This window comes from Leucobacter denitrificans, assembly GCF_014396385.1.
GTDB lineage: Bacteria > Actinomycetota > Actinomycetes > Actinomycetales > Microbacteriaceae > Leucobacter > Leucobacter denitrificans.
The window spans coordinates 459775-482209 of the sequence record NZ_CP060716.1; the positions used below are offsets into that span (position 1 = coordinate 459775).

The following is a 22435-nucleotide window of genomic DNA, read 5'->3' on the forward strand; positions in this document are numbered from 1 at the left end:
CTCCGACCTGGGGTTTCTTCAATTTTCGATCGTTACCCGTTCGTTACCAGATCCGCGTGAACCTGAGATTTCGCACAGACTTTACGACATGTATTCACACTCAGCCGACGTGACATATTCACGCTAGAATGGTCGCTATCGACTGTGATCCGGCTATCACCGGTGAGTCTTCGGAAGAACGGCGATCCACACCCACGTGTGAACGCCCATTAGACCCGAACGGGTAGGCCCGTCATCGCCAAACGAAGGGGTGCGTCGGTTCTCGACGCGCAAGCGGGGTGGTACCGCGGAGTGTGGATCGGTTCACACTGCGTCCCGGCACGATGCAGAGCGTGACAAGAAGGTACCTCCTCATAATGACCTACCCCAAGCAGACGACCGGATCAACAAGCGAGTCCGGTGCCGCACTAGGCGTCAACCCCTCACCAAAGTTCCCCAAGATTGAAGAGCAGGTGCTTGCGTTCTGGGAGCGTGATGACACTTTCCGCGAGTCAATCCGCAGACGTGATGGGCAACCGGAGTGGGTATTCAATGACGGCCCACCGTTCGCGAACGGCCTTCCGCACTACGGCCACCTGCTGACGGGGTACGCAAAAGACGTCTTTCCGCGCTTCCAAACCATGCTTGGCAAGAAGGTTGAGCGTCGGTTTGGTTGGGACACACACGGCCTGCCAGCTGAACTTGAAGCAATGAAGCAGCTCGGTATCACTGAAAAGAGTGAGATCGAAGAAATGGGCGTCGCTGCGTTTAACGCGAAAGCTCGCGAATCAGTACTTCAATACACCAAAGAGTGGGAAGAGTATGTCACCCGCCAGGCACGCTGGGTAGATTTCGAAAACGACTACAAGACACTCAATTTGAGCTTCATGGAGAGCGTGCTCTGGGCCTTCAAGCAGCTTTACGATAAAGATCTCGCTTACGAGGGCCACCGCGTGCTGCCTTACTGCTGGCGAGATGAAACCCCGCTCTCCAACCACGAACTTCGTATGGACGATGACGTGTATCAAATGCGACAAGATCCATCGGTGACAGTGACCTTCCCGTTGCACGGCGATCGCGCTGCAGCACTCGAACTCGTTGGGGTTCGTGCGCTTGCGTGGACGACCACGCCATGGACGCTTCCGACGAATGCGGCTCTCGCCGTTGGTCCAGAGATCGAGTACGCGGTTGTGCCAGCCGGCCCGAATGGCGCATCTGACGGTGGCGAAGCGGGTCAGGCGCGGTACCTCATCGCTCTCGAACTCGCGGGCAACTACGCGAAAGATCTCGGGTACGAGTCAGCAGAAGCGCTGCGCGAAAATGTTGCAGCGATCCACTTGGGCGCTGCCCTCGCAGATGTGCAGTACGAGGCCGCATTCGACTACTTCGCCGATGCAGAAGTATGGGGCACTGAGCACTGCTGGCGCATACTTGTCGACGATTACGTGACCATCACCGACGGCACCGGCATAGTGCACCAGTCTCCTGCCTACGGCGAAGACGATATGCGGATCACACTTGCGGCCGGTATGCCCACGATCGTGAGTCTCGACGATAGTGGTCGGTTCATCAATGCGGTGACAGATGTCGCAGGAGAACTCTGGATGGAAGCAAACCGTCCGCTTATTCGCCTGCTCAAGCAGCACGGCCGCCTCCTGCGCGAGCAGAGCTACGAGCACAGTTACCCTCACTGCTGGCGCTGCCGAAACCCGCTCATCTATAAAGCGGTTTCGAGCTGGTTCGTTCGCGTTGACCCAATCAAGCAGCGCATGCTCGAGACAAACGAAGAAATCAATTGGGTACCTGCGAACGTGAAGCACGGCCAGTTCGGTAAGTGGCTTGAGGGCGCTCGCGATTGGTCCGTCAGCCGAAATCGGTTCTGGGGGAGCCCGATCCCTGTTTGGAAGAGCGACGATCCCGAGTACCCGCGCGTCGACGTGTACGGTTCGCTCGAAGAACTCAAGAATGATTTCGGCACGCTACCGGTCAATGAGCAGGGCGAAGTGGATCTGCACCGCCCCTACATCGATTCACTCGTACGGCCGAACCCAGACGACCCCACCGGCAGGTCGACAATGCGTCGCATTGAAGACGTGTTCGACGTGTGGTTTGATTCGGGGTCGATGCCGTTTGCGCAGGCACATTACCCGTTCGAGAACCAAGAGTGGTTCGATACCCATCAGCCGGCTGATTTTATTGTCGAGTACATCGGCCAGACACGCGGCTGGTTCTACGTGCAGCATGTGCTTGCGACTGCACTGTTTGATCGCCCGGCGTTCAAGAGCGTCATTAGTCACGGCATCGTGCTCGGTTCAGACGGCAACAAGATGTCGAAGAGCCTGCAGAACTATCCTGACGTGAATGAGGTGTTCCACCGCGACGGTTCTGACGCGATGCGCTGGTTCCTCATGGCCTCTCCGGTCGTGCGAGGCGGCAATCTCATCGTCACAGAAGAAGGGATCCGCGAGGGAGTTCGCCAGTTCATCTTGCCGCTCTGGAACAGCTGGTACTTCTTTAGCCTCTACGCAAACGCTGACGGGCTGGAAGCGAAGCGGAGTGTAACTTCTGCTGATCCACTTGATCGCTACATTCTCGCTAAAACAGGCAAACTCATTCGTGAGGTCGGGGGGCACCTCGAAGGCCTCGACACAACTTCAGCGGCAGAGTCACTTCGTGCCTTTGCTGAGACCCTCACCAATTGGTATGTGCGGCGCTCACGCGACCGTTTTTGGGAGGGTGTAACTGGCGCGAACGGAAAGCAAGAAAACCGGCAGGCCTTTGACACGCTGTACACCGTGCTTGAAACGGTAGCGCGCGTCGCAGCTCCTATGACGCCACTTGTTTCTGAGGAGCTTTGGAAGGGCCTCACTGGAGAGCGCTCGGTTCATCTGGCCGACTGGCCTGATGCTTCGGAGTTCCCAGACGATGACGAACTTGTCGCTGCGATGGATGAGGTGCGTCAAATCACATCGCAGGCACTAGCGCTGCGCAAGGCACGTCGTTTGCGTGTGCGCTTGCCACTCTCCAAGCTCACCGTTGTGACCTCCCGCCCCGCGGCTCTCGAGCCTTTCGTCGATATTCTGCGTGACGAGCTCAACGTGAAATCCATTGATCTTGTTCAGCAGACTGAGACGAGTGCCGAAAGCTACGGCATCGTTCATACGCTCTCGGTGAATGCACGTGCGGCAGGCCCACGTCTCGGCAAGCAAGTGCAGGCTGCCATCAAGTCGGCGAAATCCGGGGATTGGACTGAGGAGAATGGCGTCGTTACAGCCGGCGACATTGTGCTCGAACCAAACGAGTACGAACTCACGCTCCACGTCGGTGACGGAGCGGACGCAATCACCCTCATTGCCGGAGGTGGATTCGTGCTGCTGGACACAGAGACGACGCCAGAATTGGAGGCAGAGGGAATTGCACGCGATGCGATCCGCGCCATTCAAGAAGCGCGCAAGAACGCCGGTCTCGACGTGAGTGATCGAATTGTGCTCGCCCTGAACGCCGCGCCTGAGTTCGCTGCTGCCCTTGAAACGCATGCTGACCTCATTGCTGGCGAGACCCTCGCCGAAGCAATCGCGACGCAGGCGACCGAAGACATCGGTGAGGTAGCTCAGAACCTTCCGAGCTACGGAGCAGGTGTGCACGTGAGTGCTGCTGGTGCGTTGGGCACAGAAAAGGCCCCAATCGTCATCACGATCGATGCGACGGGAGCAAAAAAGTGAGCGACGCCACCACGCAACGCGTGTACGAAGAGCTGCTTACAAGAGTCGGTGAAGCTCACCCAAGGCCGCGAATCGAACCGGTGCGCAGACTCGCTGAGCTTGCGGGCTCACCGCAGCTGTCATTTCCGGTGATCCAGGTTGCTGGCACGAACGGAAAGACATCAACGAGTCGCGCGATCGAGTCAATCCTGCGTGCCCATGGCCTCCGCACCGGGCTGTTCACGAGCCCACACCTTGTGGACTTTGCTGAGCGATTCCAGGTAGACGGTGAGCCTGTCGCACCCGAGGTTCTCGCCGCAGGTTGGCAAGAGTTGCAACTGCCCTTGCAAGCGGCCGATGCCGAGCTTCTCGCTGCTGGCATGGGCAAGATCACATTCTTCGAAGCTCTCGTTGTGCTCGGCCTCGTCGTGTTCGCAGACGCTCCAGTTGAAGTTGCAGTTCTCGAAGTTGGCATGGGTGGCGAATGGGACGCCACGAATATTGTCGATGCAGAAGTTGCGGTTTTCACCCCAATTGCGCTCGATCACGTTACGCTGCTGGGCCCAGACATTCAGGCAATCGCGCGCACGAAGTCAAAAATCATTAAAGACGCGAGCACCGTGATAACCGCCGCTCAAACCGCAGATGCGCTGGCCGAAATACACGCAGAAGCCGAGCGTCACGGCTCGAAGGTATACGCAGCCGGCGCTGACTTCTCACTTCTCGAAGACCGTCTAGCTGTCGGAGGTCGTCAAATTGACGTCGTCGGCATCACGGGTCACACATACGAACCCGCGTTCGTTCCGTTGTTCGGCCAGCATCAGGCCGAGAATGTTACGCTCGCGATTGCCGCAGTCGAGGCATTTTTCGGTGCGGATCGGCCAGTTCCCACGGAGATCCTCGAGACAGGCCTTGGCCAGTTGACTTCGCCCGGCAGACTGCAACTGGTGGGCACTGATCCGATCGTCTATGTCGATGCGGCGCACAATCCACACGGAGCTGAAGCTCTCGTGCGCGCAGTCACCGAATCATTCAGTTTCGACGAACTCGGCATTGTGGTGGGGGTGCTCGGTGAGAAAGACGCGAGTGGGCTGCTCGAGACGCTCGCGCCGATTGCCGCGCAGGTGTTTGCAACCGCAGTCGATTCGCCACGAACACTGTCTGCCGAAGAACTCGAGGTTGCTGCCCGCGCCTCGCTTCCGGAGACCCCTATCGAGGCGTTCCCCGCGCTTCCGTTTGCGCTTGATCGCGCGCGGAGTTGGGCGAGTGAGAGCAAGAACCGCGCGGTGCTCGTCGTTGGTTCGGTGGTGCTCGCAGGTGAAACGATCGAACTTGCTCGCGAACAGAAGTGGGGAACTGAATGAGTCGCAACGATGATTCCGCTGCATCAGATTCAGAAGAAGAACTGATTCTCTCGCCATCTGAGTCTGTGGCCCATAATTCCGCGATGCGCATTTCTGGTGGATCGGGTGGCCAGCGATCGACACGAAAGGCGCTTGCCTCGATCGTTTTGGGTTTTGAGCTCATCATTGTGGTGCTCATTGGCCTCACGATCTTTGGGCTCGGCCTCACTGACCCTAGGTGGTTGGGGCTCGTCATCGGAGGAACACTCGCAGTCCTGTGCATCATCTCACTCGGGCTACTTCGCGTGGGCGAAGTTGGCATCGTGCTCGGGTGGATCACTCACGCATTAATGCTGGCCACAGCGTTCATACTTCCAACAGCGCTGTTTGTAGGCGCGGTCTTCACCGCGCTGTGGGTCTACTGCATTGTGCGCGGCGGAAAGATTGATCGTCAGCGTGACACCTGGCTTGCATCACTAAACTAAGTAGTCGTTCATCAAATCGAAGTACAGGAGCGTGCATGTCAGTTGAGCAAACCCTCATTCTCGTAAAACCCGATGGTGTCGCGCGTGGCCTGAGCGGGGAGATCCTTCGCCGCATTGAAGCTAAGGGCTATAGCGTCACTGGGCTTCGCATGTTTACTCCAGACCGCGAGCTGCTCGCTGCTCACTATGCGGAGCACGAGGGCAAGCCATTCTACGAGCCGCTCATTGAGTTCATGAGTTCGGGCCCCGTAGTTGCTATCCGGGCTGAAGGTCACCGTGTCATCGAGGGATTCAGGTCACTCGCTGGTACGACAGATCCGACCGGTGCCGCCCCAGGAACAATTCGAGGCGATCTCGGCCGCGATTGGGGTCTGAAGGTGCAGCAGAACCTCGTGCACGGCTCGGACTCGACAGAGTCAGCGGAGCGCGAACTTAGCCTCTGGTTCGCCTAGGCCAATACGCGAAGCGCCGGTGTCCAGCTTGCTGCTGGGCACCGGCGCTTCGTTGTTTCTGCGCGTCAGAAGGTGTCGGGAATCACTCGAACCGCGCCCTTGTCTGCGGACTGAGCAAACGCTGCATACGCTCGCAATGCGTCGCTCACTGGGCGTTGCCTACCTTTCGGACGGTAACCACCGTTCGCCTCAAGCGCGATCCGCCGCTTCTCGAGCACTTCGTCAGATACATCGAGCGTGAGAGCCCGGGTTGGAATATCGATCGAGATCGTGTCACCGTCTTCAACGAGCGCGATGAGTCCGCCCGATGCAGCCTCCGGCGAAATGTGGCCTATCGATAGCCCCGAAGTACCCCCGGAGAAGCGGCCGTCGGTAATGAGGGCGCACTGTTTTCCGAGCCCACGCCCCTTCAAGAATGAAGTGGGGTAGAGCATTTCTTGCATGCCCGGGCCACCCTTTGGCCCTTCGTAGCGGATCACCACGACATCACCCTCATTGACTTGTTTGTTGAGGATCTTTTCAACCGCCTCGTCCTGCGACTCGCAGACGACGGCGGGGCCCGAGAAAGTCCAGATTGACTCGTCGACGCCCGCGGTTTTCACGACAGCTCCATCGACCGCGATGTTGCCGCGAAGCACTGCGAGGCCGCCGTCCTTCGAATACGCGTGTTCGACGCTGTGGATACAGCCATTCTCTTGATCGAGATCGAGGTCACGCCAACGTTCAGACTGGGAGAACGCTGTCGATGAACGCACGCCACCAGGAGCCGCGTGCCACAGTTCAAACGCTGTTTCGCTCGCCTTGCCACCGCGTATGTCCCACTCATCAAGCCATTCGCCAAGAGTCTTCGCGTGCACGGTATGCACGTTTTCATCGAGGAGACCGCCGCGACGCAATTCACCGAGGAGTGCGGGGATGCCACCCGCGCGGTGCACGTCCTCCATGTAGTACGTTTTTCCATTCGCGACGTTCGGCGCTACCTTCGCAAGGCAGGGAACTCTGCGTGACACCGCGTCGATTTCATCTAGGCCGAAGGCGACCCCGGCTTCGTGTGCCGCGGCAAGGAGGTGGAGAATTGTGTTCGTCGATCCACCCATTGCAATATCGAGAGCCATCGCGTTGCCAAACGCCTCTGGCGTCGCAATATTGCGGGGGAGCACGGTCTCATCATCGTCTTCGTAGTAGCGCTTGGTGATATCAACCACGAGTGCGCCAGCGTCCTCGTACAGCGCACGACGAGCAGTGTGGGTTGCGAGCGTCGAACCGTTGCCAGGAAGCGAGAGCCCAATCGCCTCAGTGAGGCAATTCATCGAGTTCGCGGTGAACATTCCCGAGCACGATCCACATGTCGGGCAAGCTGACTCTTCGATCAGCTGAATATCTTCGTCTGACACGTTCTCATTCACGGCCTCGGAGATCGCATCGACGAGGTCCAGCGTGCGCACCATACCATTCGCGAGAACTGCGCGACCCGACTCCATGGGGCCACCAGAAACAAACACGGTGGGGATGTTGAGTCGCAGTGCTGCGAGAAGCATACCCGGGGTGATCTTGTCGCAGTTGGAGATGCAGATGAGTGCGTCTGCGCAGTGAGCGTTCACCATGTACTCAACCGAGTCGGCAATGAGATCGCGGGATGGAAGCGAATAGAGCATGCCACCGTGGCCCATTGCGATGCCGTCATCGACCGCAATCGTGTTGAACTCGCGCGGAATACCTCCGGCCTCGATAATCGCATCGGAAACAATTCGACCGACGGGGGCAAGGTGTGTGTGCCCCGGCACAAACTCGGTGAATGAATTCGCAACGGCAATGATGGGTTTGCGTCCCAGGTCTGCGCCATTGACCCCGGCTGCACGGAGAAGCGCGCGGGCTCCAGCCATGTTGCGTCCGTGGGTAACTGTGAAAGAGCGATAAGTGGCCATAGTGTATTCATACTCAAGGGGGAGAGGCTCGACCAGAGACCAGTTGTACTAGTACTCGTAGTACCATGATCAGATGATTCGTCCACGCACTCCACGCGGGATTCAACTCGGCGAATTCCTTGCTGCTCGACGCAAAGCACAGCGACGAGTCGAGCTCGGCTTGCCACCCGGCACACGTCGTGGTGACATCGGCTTGAGCCGCGAAGAAGTCGCAGCACTCGCCGGCATGAGCGTGAGTTGGTACACCTGGCTCGAGCAGGGCCGCGAGATCAACGCATCACGACAAGTCCTTGCCGCGGTCGCACGCGTCTTGCAGCTCAACGAGGCCGAGACCGAGTATGTGTTCGCCTTGGCGGTTCCCGGCGCAAACAGCAACCAGCTCGAACCCGCACCGACACCAGATCATTTAACGAGGCTCGTGCGAGCACTTCCATTTCCCGCGTTCGTCATTGCTGGGGACTGGACGATTGTTGCCTGGAATGCGCGCTATGAGTGGCTCTACGAGTCAATTAGCGCGATCCTTGATGTGGATCGAAATCTGCTCAAACTTATTTATACCGACCCCAAGCTCAAAGAAATGCTGCCCGACTGGCAGCGTGACAGTAGACGCTTTCTCGCCGAGTTTCGTGCCGACTCGGGCGTGCGGTTGAGCTCAGAACGCCACCGCGAGGTTGTGCAAGGGTTAATCGAGGAAAGCCCTGATTTTCGCGCACAGTGGGCAGAACACTCCGTTGAACGGTTTAAGTCGCGATTGCGGACCTTCGTGCATCCCCAGGAAGGAGAGCTCGTCTTCGAGCATCACCGTCTCGTTCCATCAGACGCGAGCGACCTACACGTCATCATGTATGTTCCTACCTCGCCGCTCGCGATCTCTGAAGAAACCGCTAGCGTGGAGTCGTGAGTCACAAATCACTTTCGACACTGAGCCTCGCTGAAGCCCGCCGTGTTGCGCTGGCGGCTCAGGGGTTTCGTAATGTGCGCAAGATCGGCAAGCGTCGCCCGTTCGACACTGCGCTCAATCGCTTACACATTCTTCAGATTGACTCAGTGAATGTCTTTGCGCGCAGCCACTATCTACCCGTGTTCTCTCGACACGGTGGGTATGAACCCCCGAAGCTAGACCAACAATTGTGGGGGAGCGGTGAGTTCACTGAGTACTGGGCGCATGAGGCCGCATTCCTGCCAATAGCGGATCGGAAGCTATTCGGCTGGCGAATGGACGACTTCAGAAACCGACACATGAGTGACGGTCGTGCTGAGGCTTTCTCCAGAGTGATCTCTGATGTTCGGGCGCGGTTGCGAGACGGCGGTCCGCAGCTTGTTCGCGAGCTTGAGTCGGGTCCACGCGAAACGCGGGGACCGTGGTGGGATTGGAGCGATACAAAGCGAGCAGTCGAAATGCTGTTCGCTTGGGGTGAGGTCGTTTCTGTGGGCCGCGAAGGGTTTCAACGACGCTACGCGCTTGTGGAGCAGGCCGTCTCCGATGAGCATCTCGAGTCAGTCGAACGCGAGGAAGCACAGATGCAGCTCGTTGAGCGGGCAGCCGACTCGCTCGGGGTCGCAACTCTGGCCGACCTCGCGGACTATCACCGGCTAAAGCGAGGCGAAGCTAAGGCGGCCGTGCAGCAGTTAGAGGATCAAGGCATTCTCATTCCTGTTGAAGTTGACGGTTGGCGCACCTCGTCAGGGGCGCGAGAACCTACGTGGATCCACCGCGATGCCCGAGTGCCGAGTCGGCTCGCGCCGAACGCCTTGCTCACTCCCTTTGACCCAATTACCTGGTTCAGACCACGTGCCGAGCGACTCTTTGATTTTCACTATCGGATCGAGATTTATACGCCCAAGGAACAGCGACAGTTTGGGTATTACTGTCTTCCGCTCATGGTCGGCGGCAAGCTTGCCGGACGCATAGATCTCAAAGCCGACCGGACGAATAGAGACCTACTCGTACAGGCAGCGTGGCAGGAGAGCGCTGCTCCCGCGCAGACGGCAGAAGTGGCTCGGGAGCTTCTTGCTGAGGCCGCAGCATGGCAGGGACTCGATGCAATTCGCACTTCGGGTGTCGGCAACCTGAAGCTCCCGAGTATTTTCACTCCAAATGTCAGAGCCCCAGAGTAGTCTCGTTGCATGGAAACCACCCGCAGCGTTCGTCCCTTCGAAGTCGTCAGCGAGTATGAACCGAACGGCGATCAGCCGCAGGCAATCGAGCAATTGGCTCGCCGCATCAACAATGGTGAGACAGACATTGTGCTGCTCGGCGCGACAGGCACCGGCAAGTCAGCGACGACCGCCTGGCTCATAGAGGCAGTACAGCGCCCGACTCTCGTGCTCGCCCATAACAAGACACTTGCTGCACAACTCGCAAACGAGTTCAGACAGTTGCTGCCGAACAATGCGGTCGAGTACTTCGTGAGCTATTACGACTACTACCAGCCCGAGGCGTATGTGCCTCAGACAGATACCTTTATCGAAAAGGACTCCTCGATTAATGCTGAGGTAGAGCGGCTGCGACACTCCACGACGAATGCACTGCTCAGTCGCCGCGACGTGGTTGTGGTGTCGACGGTCTCCTGCATCTACGGTTTGGGAAAGCCTGAGGAATACTACGAGGCGATGGTTCCGCTTGTCGTTGGCGATCGCCTTGATCGCGATGTGCTGCTCCGGCGCTTCGTCGACATGCAGTACCAGCGCAACGACATCGAGTTTGTTCGCGGTAACTTCAGGGTTCGTGGAGACACCGTCGAGATCATTCCAATGTACGAAGAACTTGCAATACGAATTGAATTCTTCGGCGATGAGATTGAAGCGCTCTATTACCTTCATCCCGTGTCGGGTGAAGTGATCAAACAGGTCGAGTCGGTCTCTGTGTTCCCAGGGTCGCACTACGTCGCGAGCCGCAATGTTATGAACCGCGCGATGGGAACAATTGCAGACGAACTCGACGAGCGGCTCGCAGAGCTTAAGCGACAGAACAAGCTCGTAGAAGAGCAGCGTCTGCGAATGCGCACCACTTTTGATCTCGAAATGATGGAACAGATCGGTTTCTGTTCGGGTATTGAGAACTACTCCCGACATATCGATGGTCGTCAAGCCGGCGAAGCACCCCACTGCCTCCTTGACTATTTTCCCGATGATTTCCTCGTCGTCATCGACGAGTCCCACGTCACAGTGCCGCAGATTGGTGCGATGTATGAGGGAGACTCGTCGCGTAAACGAACACTCGTCGAGCACGGCTTTCGTCTACCGAGTGCGCTCGACAATAGGCCACTCAAGTTTTCAGAGTTCAAAGACCGTGTCGGTCAAACGGTGTATCTCTCGGCCACTCCTGGCAAGTACGAGCTAGGTCTTGCCGATGGCGTTGTCGAGCAGATCATTCGACCAACCGGTCTTGTCGACCCGAAGATTGTGGTGAAACCGTCTGAGGGGCAGATCGATGATCTCCTTGAGGAGGTTCGACAAAGGGTCGAACGTGACGAACGTATTCTCGTCACGACCCTCACGAAGAAGATGGCCGAACAACTCACCACGTTCATGGAAGAGGCGGGCGTTCGGGTCCGTTACCTCCACTCCGATGTCGATACGTTACGTCGCGTCGAGCTTCTCACCGAACTTCGCGCTGGTGTTTTTGACGTGTTGGTTGGTATCAACCTGCTGCGAGAAGGCCTCGACCTGCCGGAGGTATCGCTCGTGGCAATTCTTGACGCCGACAAAGAAGGCTTCCTCAGATCTTCGACATCCCTCATTCAGACAATTGGGCGTGCAGCACGAAATGTCGCCGGTGAAGTACACATGTACGCAGATCGAGTTACCCCGTCAATGCGGCTCGCCATTGATGAGACCGACCGCAGACGCGAGCTACAGATCGCGTACAACACTGAGAACGGAATCGATCCACAACCGTTGCGCAAGCAAATTGGTGACATCACTGAGATTCTCAATCGCGAGGCCGCAGATACAGAAGAGGTGCTGTCTCACCGGGTTTCGCGACACGCACAAAAAGGTTCGACGCAACGCGCCAAAGGCAAGGCGGCTTCGCGTGCTGGCGCAATCGGTGCCGAGGGTGCTGAAAAGCTCGAGGAGCTCATCTCTGACCTCACGCAACAGATGCTACTCGCCGCTGAAGAGCTGAAATTCGAGCTGGCGGCGAGACTTCGCGACGAGGTTTCTGAACTTAAGCGCGAACTTCGCAGTATGGATGCGGCGGGTCACCTGTGAGTATCGTCAGGTCCGTGAGTTTATTCGTAGCTATGTTCGAATAATTGAGATTAGCGCGATACACTACGTGAGTGAGTTCGAACACCAAAATCCGTTCATCTGCTACCCACGCGAAGATTAATGTGCAGGGCGCGCGCGTTCATAATCTTCAAAACGTTGATCTTTCGATTCCGCGCGATTCGCTTGTCGTGTTCACCGGCCTGTCGGGGAGTGGCAAGTCGAGCCTGGCGTTCGACACTATTTTTGCCGAAGGCCAACGCCGCTATGTCGAGTCGCTAAGCGCCTATGCCCGCCAGTTTCTCGGGCAAGTAGATCGTCCAGACGTCGACTTCATTGAGGGTCTCAGCCCAGCAGTCTCGATTGACCAAAAGTCAACGAACCGCAACCCTCGTTCAACTGTAGGAACGATCACCGAAATCTACGACTACATGCGCTTACTCTGGGCACGCGTTGGAATTCCGCACTGTGCCGAGTGCGGCGAACGCATTGAATCGCAAACAGTGCAGCAAATCGCCGATCGGCTGATGACACTGCCGGAGCGAACAAGGTACCAAGTGCTCGCGCCCGTAGTCAGCAAAAAGAAGGGTGAGTTCGTAGACCTGTTCCAAGACCTTGCGGCGAGTGGGTACTCTCGCGCGATCGTCGATGGCGAGCTCATTCAACTAAGTGATCCGCCAAAACTGAAGAAGCAGATCAAGCATGACATCTCGGTCGTGGTGGATAGGCTGGTTGCCTCGCCCGACGGCCTAGGACGCCTTACGGACTCACTTGAAACTGCGCTGAAGCTTGCTGGCGGCACTGTCACGATCGACTATGTCGATGCCGATGAGCACGCAGCCGATCGAACGCAAACCTTTTCAGAGAACCTGTCTTGCCCGAATCAACATCCGGTGCAGCTCTCCGAGATCGAGCCGCGAACCTTTTCCTTCAATGCGCCATTTGGTGCTTGTCCGACCTGCTCCGGGCTCGGTACCAGCATGTCAGTAGATGAAGACTTGGTGCTCGGAGACCCCGTGCTCTCGATTTCCGAGGGCGTCATTGTGCCGTGGACGAGCCAAGGCAAGAGCCTGTACCAGTACTACGAAAAACTTTTGGTCGGTCTCTCAAACGATCTCGACTTCTCACTGAACACTCCGTGGGAGCAGCTGAGCTCAGAAGTCCAAGAAGCAGTGCTTCACGGTAATAACTTCAAAGTGAATGTGCGTTGGCGAAACCGGTTTGGCCGCGAAGTAAAGTACTCGAGTGGCTTTGAAGGGGTTATCCCGTTTATCGAACGTCAGTACGCTGAGGCCGAGAGCGACAACAAGCGAGATCGTTGGGCAGAGTTTCTTCGAGAGGTCCCATGCCACGCGTGTAACGGACAACGACTCAAGCCCGAGGTTCTCGCCGTCACCGTGAACGGTGAATCGATTGCAGATGTCGGCGAATTCAGCCTCACAGATGCGAAGCGATTCTTTGATGAAGTCACGCTCACAGAGCGTGAAGCAAAGATTGCGGCACAGGTTCTTCGAGAGATCCGGTTACGGTTTGACTTCCTTATCGAGGTCGGACTCGGATACCTTACCCTCGCCAGGGCAGCTGGCACGCTCTCTGGCGGTGAAGCGCAGCGGATTCGACTTGCGACGCAGATCGGTTCGGGCCTGACTGGCGTGCTGTATGTGCTTGATGAGCCCTCGATCGGGCTTCATCAGCGCGATAATCGCAGGCTCATTGAAACGCTTATCAAGCTCAGAGACTTGGGTAACACGCTCATCGTCGTAGAACACGATGAAGAGACAATCGAGGCCGCTGACTGGATCGTCGACATCGGACCGGGGGCAGGCGTAGAGGGCGGCACAGTCGTCCACTCAGGCGAGCTGCAGGGGCTGCTTTCTCGCCCAGATTCGATCACCGGCGACTACCTTACTGGTCGGCGTTCAATCGCTACTCCACGCAAACGCCGTAAGCGAGACAAGCAACGTGAAGTCACCGTTGTCGGAGCACGGTCGAATAATCTTAAGAATGTCGACGTCACTTTCCCTCTCGGCGTAATGACCGCAGTAACTGGGGTATCCGGAAGCGGTAAATCTACCCTGGTGAACGACATCCTTTATCGAGTTATGGCGAATCAACTTAACGGTGCGCGATTGGTGCCCGGCAAGCACACCCGGGTCACTGGGCTTGAGCACCTTGACAAGGTTGTGCATGTGGATCAGGCTCCGATTGGCCGCACTCCTCGGTCAAACCCTGCGACCTACACTGGCGTGTTCGACAAAATCCGCAACTTGTTCGCTGAGACGCCAGAAGCCAAAACACGCGGGTATCTACCTGGCAGGTTCAGCTTCAATGTGAAGGGTGGTCGCTGCGAAGCATGCTCAGGCGATGGCACATTGAAGATCGAGATGAACTTTCTTCCAGATGTCTATGTTGCGTGTGAGGTGTGCGAGGGCAAGCGCTACAACCGCGAGACGCTCCAGGTGAGGTACAAGGGCAAGAACATTTCCGAGGTGCTCGAATTGCCCATTGCAGAAGCCGAAGAATTCTTCGAACCCATCTCCTCAATCCACCGATACATGAAAACGCTCGTCGACGTCGGCCTTGGCTACGTTCGGCTTGGACAGAGCGCCACGACGCTTTCTGGCGGCGAAGCACAGCGTGTGAAGCTCGCCACCGAGTTGCAAAAGCGATCAAATGGTCGAAGCATTTATGTGCTCGACGAGCCTACGACGGGCCTACATTTTGAAGACGTCAGAAAGCTCTTGCTCGTGTTGAACGGTCTCGTTGACAAGGGCAACACCGTAATTACCATCGAACACAATCTCGACGTGATACGCAGCGCGGACTGGGTCATTGATCTCGGCCCAGAGGGCGGATCTGGGGGAGGCACGGTGCTCGCCACCGGAACACCGGAGCAAATTGCGAAGCATGAGGAAAGCTACACGGGACAATTTCTCGCAGAGGTTCTCGGGAAGGATCGTTCAGTAAAGGCATCTGCGTGACCGAGGAGCGCATCGACTGGCGAAGTCGGGATCGACGCGACGCTTTTAAACCCGCCGCGGGCGAGATTCCGACGAGCCCAGGAGTCTACCGATTTTCCGACCCTCAGGGGCGGGTGCTCTACATTGGTAAGGCGAAGAACCTCAGGGCGAGGCTGTCCAACTACTTCCAGCCGCTACGTTCGCTTCAACCGAGAACTCAGCGAATGCTTTCGCTCGCAACTCAGGTTGATTGGACAGTCGTTGCGAGTGACACTGAATCGCTCGTGCTCGAGCACACGTGGATCACCCAATTCAAGCCCCCATTTAATGTTCAATTTAAAGACGACAAAACCTACCCATATCTTGCAGTAACGCTCGGGGAAGAAGCGCCTCGCCTCATCATCACTCGCAATGAGAAAATCAAACGAGCAAAGTATTTTGGCCCATTTCCTAAGGTGTGGGCAATTCGCGAGACCGCTGCGTTGCTGCAGCAAGCGTTCCCGATCCGCACTTGCAACGACGCGGACTATAAGCGTGCGATGCAATCGGGAAAACCCTGCCTCCCTAGCCAGATTGGCCAGTGTGGTGGCCCCTGTTCGCAATCAATCTCCATAGAGGACCACCGCGCACGCGTGAATGAGCTCGTGGCGTTTCTTGGTGGAAATTATCAGGCACAGTTTCGCAAGTTGCAGCGTGAAATGCGTGAGGCCGCCGCGGAGCAGAGGTATGAAGATGCTGCGAAGCTTCGCGACCAGGTTTCGGCCGTTGAACACGTTATGGAAAAGAATGCCATCGTGCTTGGCCACGATGTCGATCTTGACGTTTTTGGGCTGCGCTCTGATGAACTTTCTGCCGCCGTGCACCAGTTCATCATCAGGGGTGGTCGAGTGCGCGGCGAACGCAGCTGGATTGTAGACGTAGAACTCGATGACTCGCCAGGCAGGCTCCTTGAGCAGGTTCTGCAAACGGCATATGAGGGGGAAAGGGAACCACCTCCCGAGATCTTGGTATCTATTCAGCCCGATGAGACTTCCGGCCTCGAACAGGCGCTCTCGAGTCAGCGACCGCGCCGCGGCCAGGTGCGAATTCGTGTGCCAGAGCGCGGAGACAAGGCACAGCTCATGGAGCGCGCACGTCTAAATGCCGGAGAGAACCTGGTGCGGTACAAGATGAAGCGTGCTGCCGACATCACCTCCCGCACTGATGCACTTGCAGAGTTGCAGTCGGCGCTCGGCATGAGCGAGGCACCGCTGAGAATTGAATGCATTGATGTCTCACACCTTCAAGGAACCGGGGTCGTTGCTTCCCTTGTCGTTTTTGAGGATGGAACGCCTGCGAAGAGTGAGTATCGAAAATACCGAATCGAAGAAACTCGAGATGATACTGACTCGATTTACCAAGTCGTCTCTCGAAGAGCCGCTCAGTTGAACCAGCTAGCCATTTCTGGTGAACTTCCCACCGGCGCGTATCGCGCGAGACCGCACCTGCTTATTGTGGACGGTGGCGAGCCACAGGTGAAGGCTGCTCACAGGGCCCTCAGCGAAGCCGGAATAGACGACTTGGCGCTATGCGGAATTGCGAAAAGGCTCGAAGAGATATGGCTTCCTGAAGATCCATACCCTGTCATTCTTCCGCGAGCAAGCGAAGCACTTTTTCTTGTTCAGCGAATTCGCGACGAGGCGCATCGCTTTGCAATCACGTTCCAACGAAAACGACGCAGCACCGCGATCGCGTCTCAGCTCGCAGAGGTTCCGGGGCTCGGGCCGAAGCGTGTGCAGCAGTTGCTTCGCCATTTTGGATCGGCAACTCGTTTGCGATCCGCTTCTGTTGACGAACTTACCGCGTTACCAGGCATTGGGTCGCGTATGGCCGAGCACATCGTCAAGCACGTCGCGGGGTCCGAAGCCAACACCGCTAACGCTAAGCTTGAGGGTGCAGAATCTAACGTCGATTGAGAGGGGAAGACGATGAGTGAAGCACTCAACGGGCAAGAAATCTTGATCGTCACCGGAATGTCTGGCGCGGGACGAAGCACGGTCGCCAACTCCCTCGAAGATCTTGGGTGGTACGTCGTAGATAATCTGCCGCTCTCAATGGTGAAAACGTTGGCTGACATGGCCGACCGTTCTGGGGGAGCGCTCCCACGCATTGCCGCGGTAGTTGATGTTCGCGGCCGTGACCTATTCGCAGACATCCAAGAAACTGTGAATGAGTTGCGGCACACCGCAACCGTTCGGGTGATATTCCTCGACGCTACTGATGAAACACTGGTGCGTCGGTATGAGAGCGTCAGGCGACCACATCCACTGCAAGTTGAAGCAGGTGGATTGCTCGAGGGAATCCGCCTCGAACGCGAACGTGCTCAGGAGTTGCGTGCGACGAGCGACGTTGTCGTCGATACGTCGAGTTACAACGTGCACGAACTCACAACAGCAACGCGCGAAATGTTCTCTTCGGAAGATGTGCCAGGGCTCCAGCTGACGGTAATGAGCTTCGGATTCAAGTACGGCGCACCCACAGACGTCGACCTGATGGCCGACATGAGATTTCTTCCCAACCCTTTCTGGGAAACTGATCTACGCGCGCTTACCGGAGTCGATCCGGCTGTGAAAGACTATGTACTCAGCCGCGAAGGCGCGAGCGAGTTCATCGACGCATACGTCAAGGCCCTCACTCCGGTGTTTGCTGGGTTCCAGCGGGAGAATAAGCGCCATGCGTCTCTTGCAGTTGGTTGTACTGGCGGGAAGCACCGTTCGGTCGCCGTTGCGCGCGAACTTGCGGATCGCCTTGCCGGACTGCCAGGAGTCAGTGTGCAATTGCGCCACCGTGACCTCGGTCGCGAATAGTAAAGGTTGCGCTCATACTTACTTCTACTGTTGATCGTTGTTTTTGAAAGGAACATCTGTGCCGACTACCGCCGACGTCATGAGCGAGCTTGTGAGGCTCCCCGTGCAACGGACTGGAGAGCGAATGGCAGAACTCGCCACGGTGCTTCGCCTGTCCGGCGGCCTGCACACCATAAATGGACGCATCGCGCTTGAAGCCGAGCTCCACACGCCACAGAGCGTGCAGCGTGTGCGCAAAGACCTTATGGAACTGTACGGTGTGCGCGCCGAGGCCAAGCAGCTTCCGCCAACCAGCGTTCGCCCTGGATCACCGCAATTCCTAGTTCGTGTGCTCGATGGAGAAACGCTCGCACGCCAGCTCGGACTCATGGATCAGCGTCGGAGGCCGATTCGCGGTCTTCCGAACCGTGTCACCACTGGTGACGCTGGAGAACTCGCAGCTGCGCTCCGAGGGGCGTTCCTGTCGCGAGGCAAGATTACGCCTCCGGGCAGAACAGTGAGCCTCGAAATTACTTGCCCGAGCAGCGAGACATCCATGGCCCTCGTTGGTGCTGCGAGCCGCATCGGTATCGACGCGAAGGGCCGTGAGATCCGCGGAGTCGCGAAGCTTCTCGTTCGAGATGGTGAGTCTATCGGTGAGCTTCTCGGCGCGATGGGCGCAGTGCGATCCCGCGAGGCCTGGGACGAGCTACGCAAGGCGAGGGAGACGCGCGCTACCGCAAACCGTCTGGTGAACTTCGATGATGCGAATCTCAGGCGTTCGGCGCAAGCATCGGTTGCAGCCTGCGCGCGGGTCGAGCGTGCTCTTGAGATTCTCGGCGAGTCAGTGCCCGAGCATCTGAATTACGCTGGGCAACTGCGTTTGTCTAACCGCGAAGCGAGCCTTGACGAACTCGGAGCACGCGCTGTACCCCCGCTCACGAAAGACGCGATTGCCGGCCGCATTCGTCGCCTACTCGCAATGGCAGATAAAGCCGCCGACGAGCAGGGCATACCGAACACCGAAGCCAGCATTCCTGACGTTTTGGATCAGATCGACTCTATCTAGCTGGCAGCGAACACCTCCCGCTTATCCCTTTCCAGCAATAGACTGGGATCGCCAAAACTCAAGAGAATGGAGCTGCAATGACCGCATACTCACTCCCAGAACTACCGTATGATTACGCTGCGCTCGAGCCGCATATCAGCGGCAAGATCATGGAACTGCACCACAGCAAGCACCACAATGCTTACGTCACCGGCGCGAATGCTGCGCTCGAAGCACTTGCCGAGGCCCGTGACTCGGGAAACCTCGCCAACGTAAACAAGCTCGAGAAAGATCTCGCCTTCAACCTTGGCGGTCACGTTAACCACTCGATCTTCTGGACCAACCTCTCGCCTGAGGGTGGCGGACAGCCAGAGGGCGAGCTGAAGGCAGCAATCGACGAGTTCTTTGGCTCGTTTGAGAAGTTCCAGGCGCACTTCGCGGCAGTAGCTGCGGGGATCCAGGGCTCTGGCTGGGCTGTGCTCAGCTGGGATGTGCTCGGTTCGCGTTTGATCGTGCAGCAGCTCTTCGACCAGCAGAGCAATACAGCACAGGGCACGATTCCACTCTTCCAGCTCGACATGTGGGAGCACGCGTTCTACCTCGATTACCTGAACGTGAAGGCCGACTACATCAAGGCTGCGTGGAATATCGCAAACTGGGAGAATGTCGCGAAGCGCTTCGAAGCTGCACGCACGCAGACTCGCGGCCTTATTTAATCCCACTCACCCTTTAGGAATTATGCGCACCATTGCTTCACTCGGCCCGCTGCGGTCGAAAACGGTTATTGTCCGTTGTGATTTGAACGTACCCCTCGCCGATGACGCACATGGTGGCAAAGTCATTACCGACGATGGGCGGATCCGCGCCTCACTCACGACGATTCGCGAACTGCGAGAGTCGGGGGCGCGGATCGTGCTCGTCAGTCACCTGGGGCGCCCGAAGGGTGCTCCGGATCCACAATTTTCACTAGCGCCGGTCGCCGCGAGAATGCAGGAGCTCCTGGGAACGCCTGTAGCGTTTGTCGGTGAAACCGTCGGAGATCAGGCGTCAGCTTCGATCGAAGCACTGCAAGATGGTGAGATCGTTCTCCTTGAAAATCTCCGGTTCAATCCAGGGGAGACGAGCAAGGACGAGCAAGAACGTAGTGCGTTCGCGGCTCAGCTCGCAAAGCACGCTGACGTATTCATTTCTGACGGGTTCGGGGTCGTGCACCGCAAGCAAGCGAGTGTGTACGAGCTTGCAAGGCTCCTGCCGAGTGCAGCAGGGCGACTGGTCGCGGCAGAACTCGAGGTGTTGAGGCGGCTTACTGAGGATGCGCAGAAGCCGTATGCTGTCGTGCTCGGCGGCTCAAAGGTCTCAGACAAGCTTGGCGTCATCGCTCATCTCCTCGAGCGTGTGGATTCACTCCTCATCGGCGGCGGGATGGTCTTTACATTCCTCGCAGCGAAAGGCCACAAGGTGGCCTCCAGCCTCCTTGAAGAAGATCAACTGGAAACAGTGCGCGGATACTTGAGCGAGGCTGAGCGGCGCGGAGTACGAATCGTACTTCCCACCGACATCGTCGTTGCTGATTCGTTCGCTGCCGATGCCGAACACGAAGTAATACCAGCAGACGCGATCGAAACAAGCTCGTTTGGTGCGAGTGGAATTGGGCTCGACATAGGCCCCGAGTCAGCACGGTCATTCGCTACAGAAATCACCGACGCGAAAACTGTCTTTTGGAACGGGCCTATGGGCGTCTTTGAGATGGAAGCTTTCTCTCACGGAACTCGCGCCATTGCCAAGGCATTGACCGAGACGGCCGGTTTCACAGTCGTCGGTGGCGGAGATTCAGCCGCCGCTGTGCGCACACTCGGTTTTGCAGACAACGAGTTCGGACACATTTCTACCGGGGGAGGCGCAAGCCTCGAGTTCCTTGAAGGCAAGACACTTCCGGGGTTAGAGGTACTTTCATGAGCGAGTCATCGGCGCAACAGCGGACACCAATTATTGCCGGCAACTGGAAGATGAACTTTGACCACCTCCAGGCAATTGCTTTCGTGCAGAAACTCGCTTGGAGTCTGAAAGATGTTCGTCACGATTACAACGATGTCGAAATCGCGGTCTTTCCTCCATTCACAGATCTCCGGTCAGTACAAACACTGATTTCAGCCGACAAGCTCTCACTCAGTCTTGGCGCCCAAGATGTATCTGAGTTTGAATCGGGTGCCTACACGGGCGACGTTTCAGCACCAATGCTGAAAAAGCTCGAGTCCGCCTACGTTATCGTCGGCCACTCTGAGCGGCGTGCTGGTTACAGTGAATCAAGCGAACTTGTAGGCCGAAAGGCCGCAGCGGCACAAACTGTTGGTATCGTTCCGCTAATTTGCGTTGGCGAAACCGCCGAAGATCTTGAAGAACATGGCGCTTCGGCAGTGCCGGTGCAGCAACTCATCAAAGCTCTTGCGCAGCTTTCAGCAGATGCAGAGTTCATCGTTGCATATGAACCCGTATGGGCAATCGGGAGTGGGGAACCAGCAACGCCCGAGCAAGCAGAGAATGTGGCTAAGGCCCTTCGCGAAGTAGTTCGCGAGCAAAAAGGCGACGATGTTGCGAACGCCACTCGCATTCTTTATGGTGGATCAGTCACGAGCCAGAACATTGCTGGCTTCATGAAGCAGCCAAATGTTGACGGTGCGTTGGTTGGTGGCGCGAGCCTAAAGGTCGACGAATTCAGTCGCATTGCGCAGTACAAGAAGCATGTAACGGCATAGCCCGTTATACTGGAGTCTGACTTACTGCGCCTCGTACGCGAAAGGCATGTACATTGCTCGTTCTGAAGATCATTCTGATCTCGCTGCTCGTTCTTACGAGTTTGCTGTTGACCCTGTTCATTCTGCTGCATAAAGGCCGCGGTGGTGGCCTCTCCGACATGTTTGGTGGCGGGGTGACCTCGAGCCTCGGCTCATCCGGAGTCGCAGAACGTAACCTCAACCGTATTACCATCGTCGTGTCGATTGTGTGGTTCTTCTCGATCATCGGCATTGGGCTCGTTGATCGTTTCTCGCTTATCTAAGAATTTTTGAAAGCAGGTCATTCGTGGCAGGCAGTAACGCCATTCGTGGTGCTCGCGTCGGTTCAGGCCCCATGGGGGAGATGGATCACGGAGTACGCGCTGAACGCACCAAGGTCTCGTACTGGGACGCCCTGGGGAACGAAACCGTACGGTACTTCTCTGCGGACGTTCCAGAGGAGGAGATTCCCGAGCAGATTGATTCACCTTCGACCGGCCTTCCCGCTGGTCGCGAGAAGGAGAATCCACCGCTCCTTGCGAAGAACGAACCCTACAAGACGCACCTTGCGTATGTAAAAGAGCGACGCACCCCGGAAGAGGCCGAGGAGCTTCTTGAGGCTGCACTGCAAAAGTTGCGTGAGCGACGCGGCACTGCAAAAGCCTCAGCGTAACGAAAAGCTCAATGCAGTAAGTACCCCATCAGACTTAACGTCTGATGGGGTACTTACTTGT

17 protein-coding genes are annotated in these 22435 nt (G+C 57.1%); 16 read left to right on the plus strand and 1 reads right to left on the minus strand.

Translation table 11 applies throughout. The annotated features are described in order from the left end of the window. Positions 1-356 precede the first annotated feature (356 nt). Genes ileS through ndk form a run of 4 tightly spaced genes read left to right on the plus strand, consistent with a single transcriptional unit; the run spans position 357 to position 5960 of the window. Positions 357-3701, plus strand: a complete 3345-nt coding sequence (gene ileS, locus H9L06_RS02225) for an isoleucine--tRNA ligase (RefSeq protein WP_187555662.1) — start codon at positions 357-359, stop codon at positions 3699-3701. Then, on the plus strand, positions 3698-5044 hold the full coding sequence (locus H9L06_RS02230) for a bifunctional folylpolyglutamate synthase/dihydrofolate synthase (protein WP_187555663.1): 1347 nt from the start codon (positions 3698-3700) through the stop codon (positions 5042-5044). Before ileS ends, H9L06_RS02230 begins: the two co-directional genes overlap by 4 nt. Next, the gene (locus H9L06_RS02235; protein ID WP_187555664.1) at positions 5041-5508 is read left to right on the plus strand and encodes a DUF4233 domain-containing protein; all 468 of its coding nucleotides are present in this window, start codon (positions 5041-5043) and stop codon (positions 5506-5508) included. The genes H9L06_RS02230 and H9L06_RS02235 overlap by 4 nt, the downstream gene beginning before the upstream one ends. Positions 5509-5543: 35 nt before the next feature. Beyond that, positions 5544-5960, plus strand: a complete 417-nt coding sequence (ndk, locus tag H9L06_RS02240) for a nucleoside-diphosphate kinase (RefSeq protein WP_187555665.1) — start codon at positions 5544-5546, stop codon at positions 5958-5960. Between the two features lie 65 nt (positions 5961-6025). Here ndk and ilvD read toward each other — a convergent pair whose 3' ends face one another. Further along, positions 6026-7885 (minus strand): dihydroxy-acid dehydratase, encoded by a 1860-nt coding sequence (gene ilvD / locus H9L06_RS02245; protein ID WP_187555666.1) that lies wholly within the window; start codon positions 7883-7885, stop codon positions 6026-6028. Positions 7886-7958: 73 nt separating this feature from the next. On the opposite strand from ilvD, the gene H9L06_RS02250 reads away from it, so the two are divergent. The 12 genes from H9L06_RS02250 (at position 7959) to H9L06_RS02305 (ending at position 22374) form a co-directional block, all read left to right on the plus strand. Beyond that, complete coding sequence (locus tag H9L06_RS02250) at positions 7959-8786, plus strand: helix-turn-helix transcriptional regulator (protein ID WP_187555667.1); 828 nt, start codon at positions 7959-7961, stop codon at positions 8784-8786. Beyond that, complete coding sequence (locus H9L06_RS02255) at positions 8783-10003, plus strand: winged helix-turn-helix domain-containing protein (RefSeq protein WP_187555668.1); 1221 nt, start codon at positions 8783-8785, stop codon at positions 10001-10003. The genes H9L06_RS02250 and H9L06_RS02255 overlap by 4 nt, the downstream gene beginning before the upstream one ends. 9 nt (positions 10004-10012) lie before the next feature. Beyond that, positions 10013-12100: an excinuclease ABC subunit UvrB gene (gene uvrB, locus H9L06_RS02260; RefSeq protein WP_187555669.1), complete on the plus strand. Its 2088-nt coding sequence runs from the start codon at positions 10013-10015 to the stop codon at positions 12098-12100. 71 nt (positions 12101-12171) lie between these two features. After that, positions 12172-15078, plus strand: coding sequence for an excinuclease ABC subunit UvrA (gene uvrA / locus H9L06_RS02265; protein WP_187555670.1), 2907 nt, complete (start codon positions 12172-12174; stop codon positions 15076-15078). Further along, positions 15075-17012, plus strand: coding sequence for an excinuclease ABC subunit UvrC (gene uvrC, locus H9L06_RS02270; RefSeq protein ID WP_246454449.1), 1938 nt, complete (start codon positions 15075-15077; stop codon positions 17010-17012). The genes uvrA and uvrC overlap by 4 nt, the downstream gene beginning before the upstream one ends. 12 nt (positions 17013-17024) lie before the next feature. Then, a complete protein-coding gene (gene rapZ, locus H9L06_RS02275) occupies positions 17025-17903 on the plus strand; it encodes an RNase adapter RapZ (RefSeq protein WP_187555671.1) in 879 nt (292 codons plus the stop codon). A gap of 58 nt (positions 17904-17961) precedes the next feature. Then, a complete protein-coding gene (gene whiA, locus H9L06_RS02280) occupies positions 17962-18951 on the plus strand; it encodes a DNA-binding protein WhiA (protein WP_187555672.1) in 990 nt (329 codons plus the stop codon). Between the two features lie 77 nt (positions 18952-19028). Further along, on the plus strand, positions 19029-19646 hold the full coding sequence (locus H9L06_RS02285) for a superoxide dismutase (RefSeq protein WP_187555673.1): 618 nt from the start codon (positions 19029-19031) through the stop codon (positions 19644-19646). 22 nt (positions 19647-19668) lie between these two features. Beyond that, positions 19669-20886: a phosphoglycerate kinase gene (locus H9L06_RS02290; RefSeq protein ID WP_187555674.1), complete on the plus strand. Its 1218-nt coding sequence runs from the start codon at positions 19669-19671 to the stop codon at positions 20884-20886. Then, positions 20883-21683 (plus strand): triose-phosphate isomerase, encoded by an 801-nt coding sequence (tpiA, locus tag H9L06_RS02295; protein WP_187555675.1) that lies wholly within the window; start codon positions 20883-20885, stop codon positions 21681-21683. Before H9L06_RS02290 ends, tpiA begins: the two co-directional genes overlap by 4 nt. Positions 21684-21736: 53 nt before the next feature. Further along, entirely contained in the window at positions 21737-21985 is a 249-nt protein-coding gene (gene secG, locus H9L06_RS02300; protein ID WP_187555676.1) for a preprotein translocase subunit SecG, read from the plus strand. A gap of 23 nt (positions 21986-22008) precedes the next feature. Next, the gene (locus H9L06_RS02305; RefSeq protein ID WP_187555677.1) at positions 22009-22374 is read left to right on the plus strand and encodes an RNA polymerase-binding protein RbpA; all 366 of its coding nucleotides are present in this window, start codon (positions 22009-22011) and stop codon (positions 22372-22374) included. The last annotated feature ends 61 nt before the right edge of the window (positions 22375-22435 follow it).

Bases quoted from the DNA above. Each gene is read 5' to 3' on its own strand.
- ileS (WP_187555662.1), top strand. From the start codon at position 357: ATGACCTACCCCAAGCAGACGACCGGATCAACAAGCGAGTCCGGTGCC.
- H9L06_RS02285 (WP_187555673.1), top strand. From the start codon at position 19,029: ATGACCGCATACTCACTCCCAGAACTACCGTATGATTACGCTGCGCTC.
- H9L06_RS02290 (WP_187555674.1), top strand. From the start codon at position 19,669: ATGCGCACCATTGCTTCACTCGGCCCGCTGCGGTCGAAAACGGTTATT.
- uvrB (WP_187555669.1), top strand. From the start codon at position 10,013: ATGGAAACCACCCGCAGCGTTCGTCCCTTCGAAGTCGTCAGCGAGTAT.
- ilvD (WP_187555666.1), bottom strand. From the start codon at position 7,885: ATGGCCACTTATCGCTCTTTCACAGTTACCCACGGACGCAACATGGCT.
- ndk (WP_187555665.1), top strand. From the start codon at position 5,544: ATGTCAGTTGAGCAAACCCTCATTCTCGTAAAACCCGATGGTGTCGCG.
- tpiA (WP_187555675.1), top strand. From the start codon at position 20,883: ATGAGCGAGTCATCGGCGCAACAGCGGACACCAATTATTGCCGGCAAC.
- rapZ (WP_187555671.1), top strand. From the start codon at position 17,025: ATGAGTGAAGCACTCAACGGGCAAGAAATCTTGATCGTCACCGGAATG.
- H9L06_RS02250 (WP_187555667.1), top strand. From the start codon at position 7,959: ATGATTCGTCCACGCACTCCACGCGGGATTCAACTCGGCGAATTCCTT.
- H9L06_RS02235 (WP_187555664.1), top strand. From the start codon at position 5,041: ATGAGTCGCAACGATGATTCCGCTGCATCAGATTCAGAAGAAGAACTG.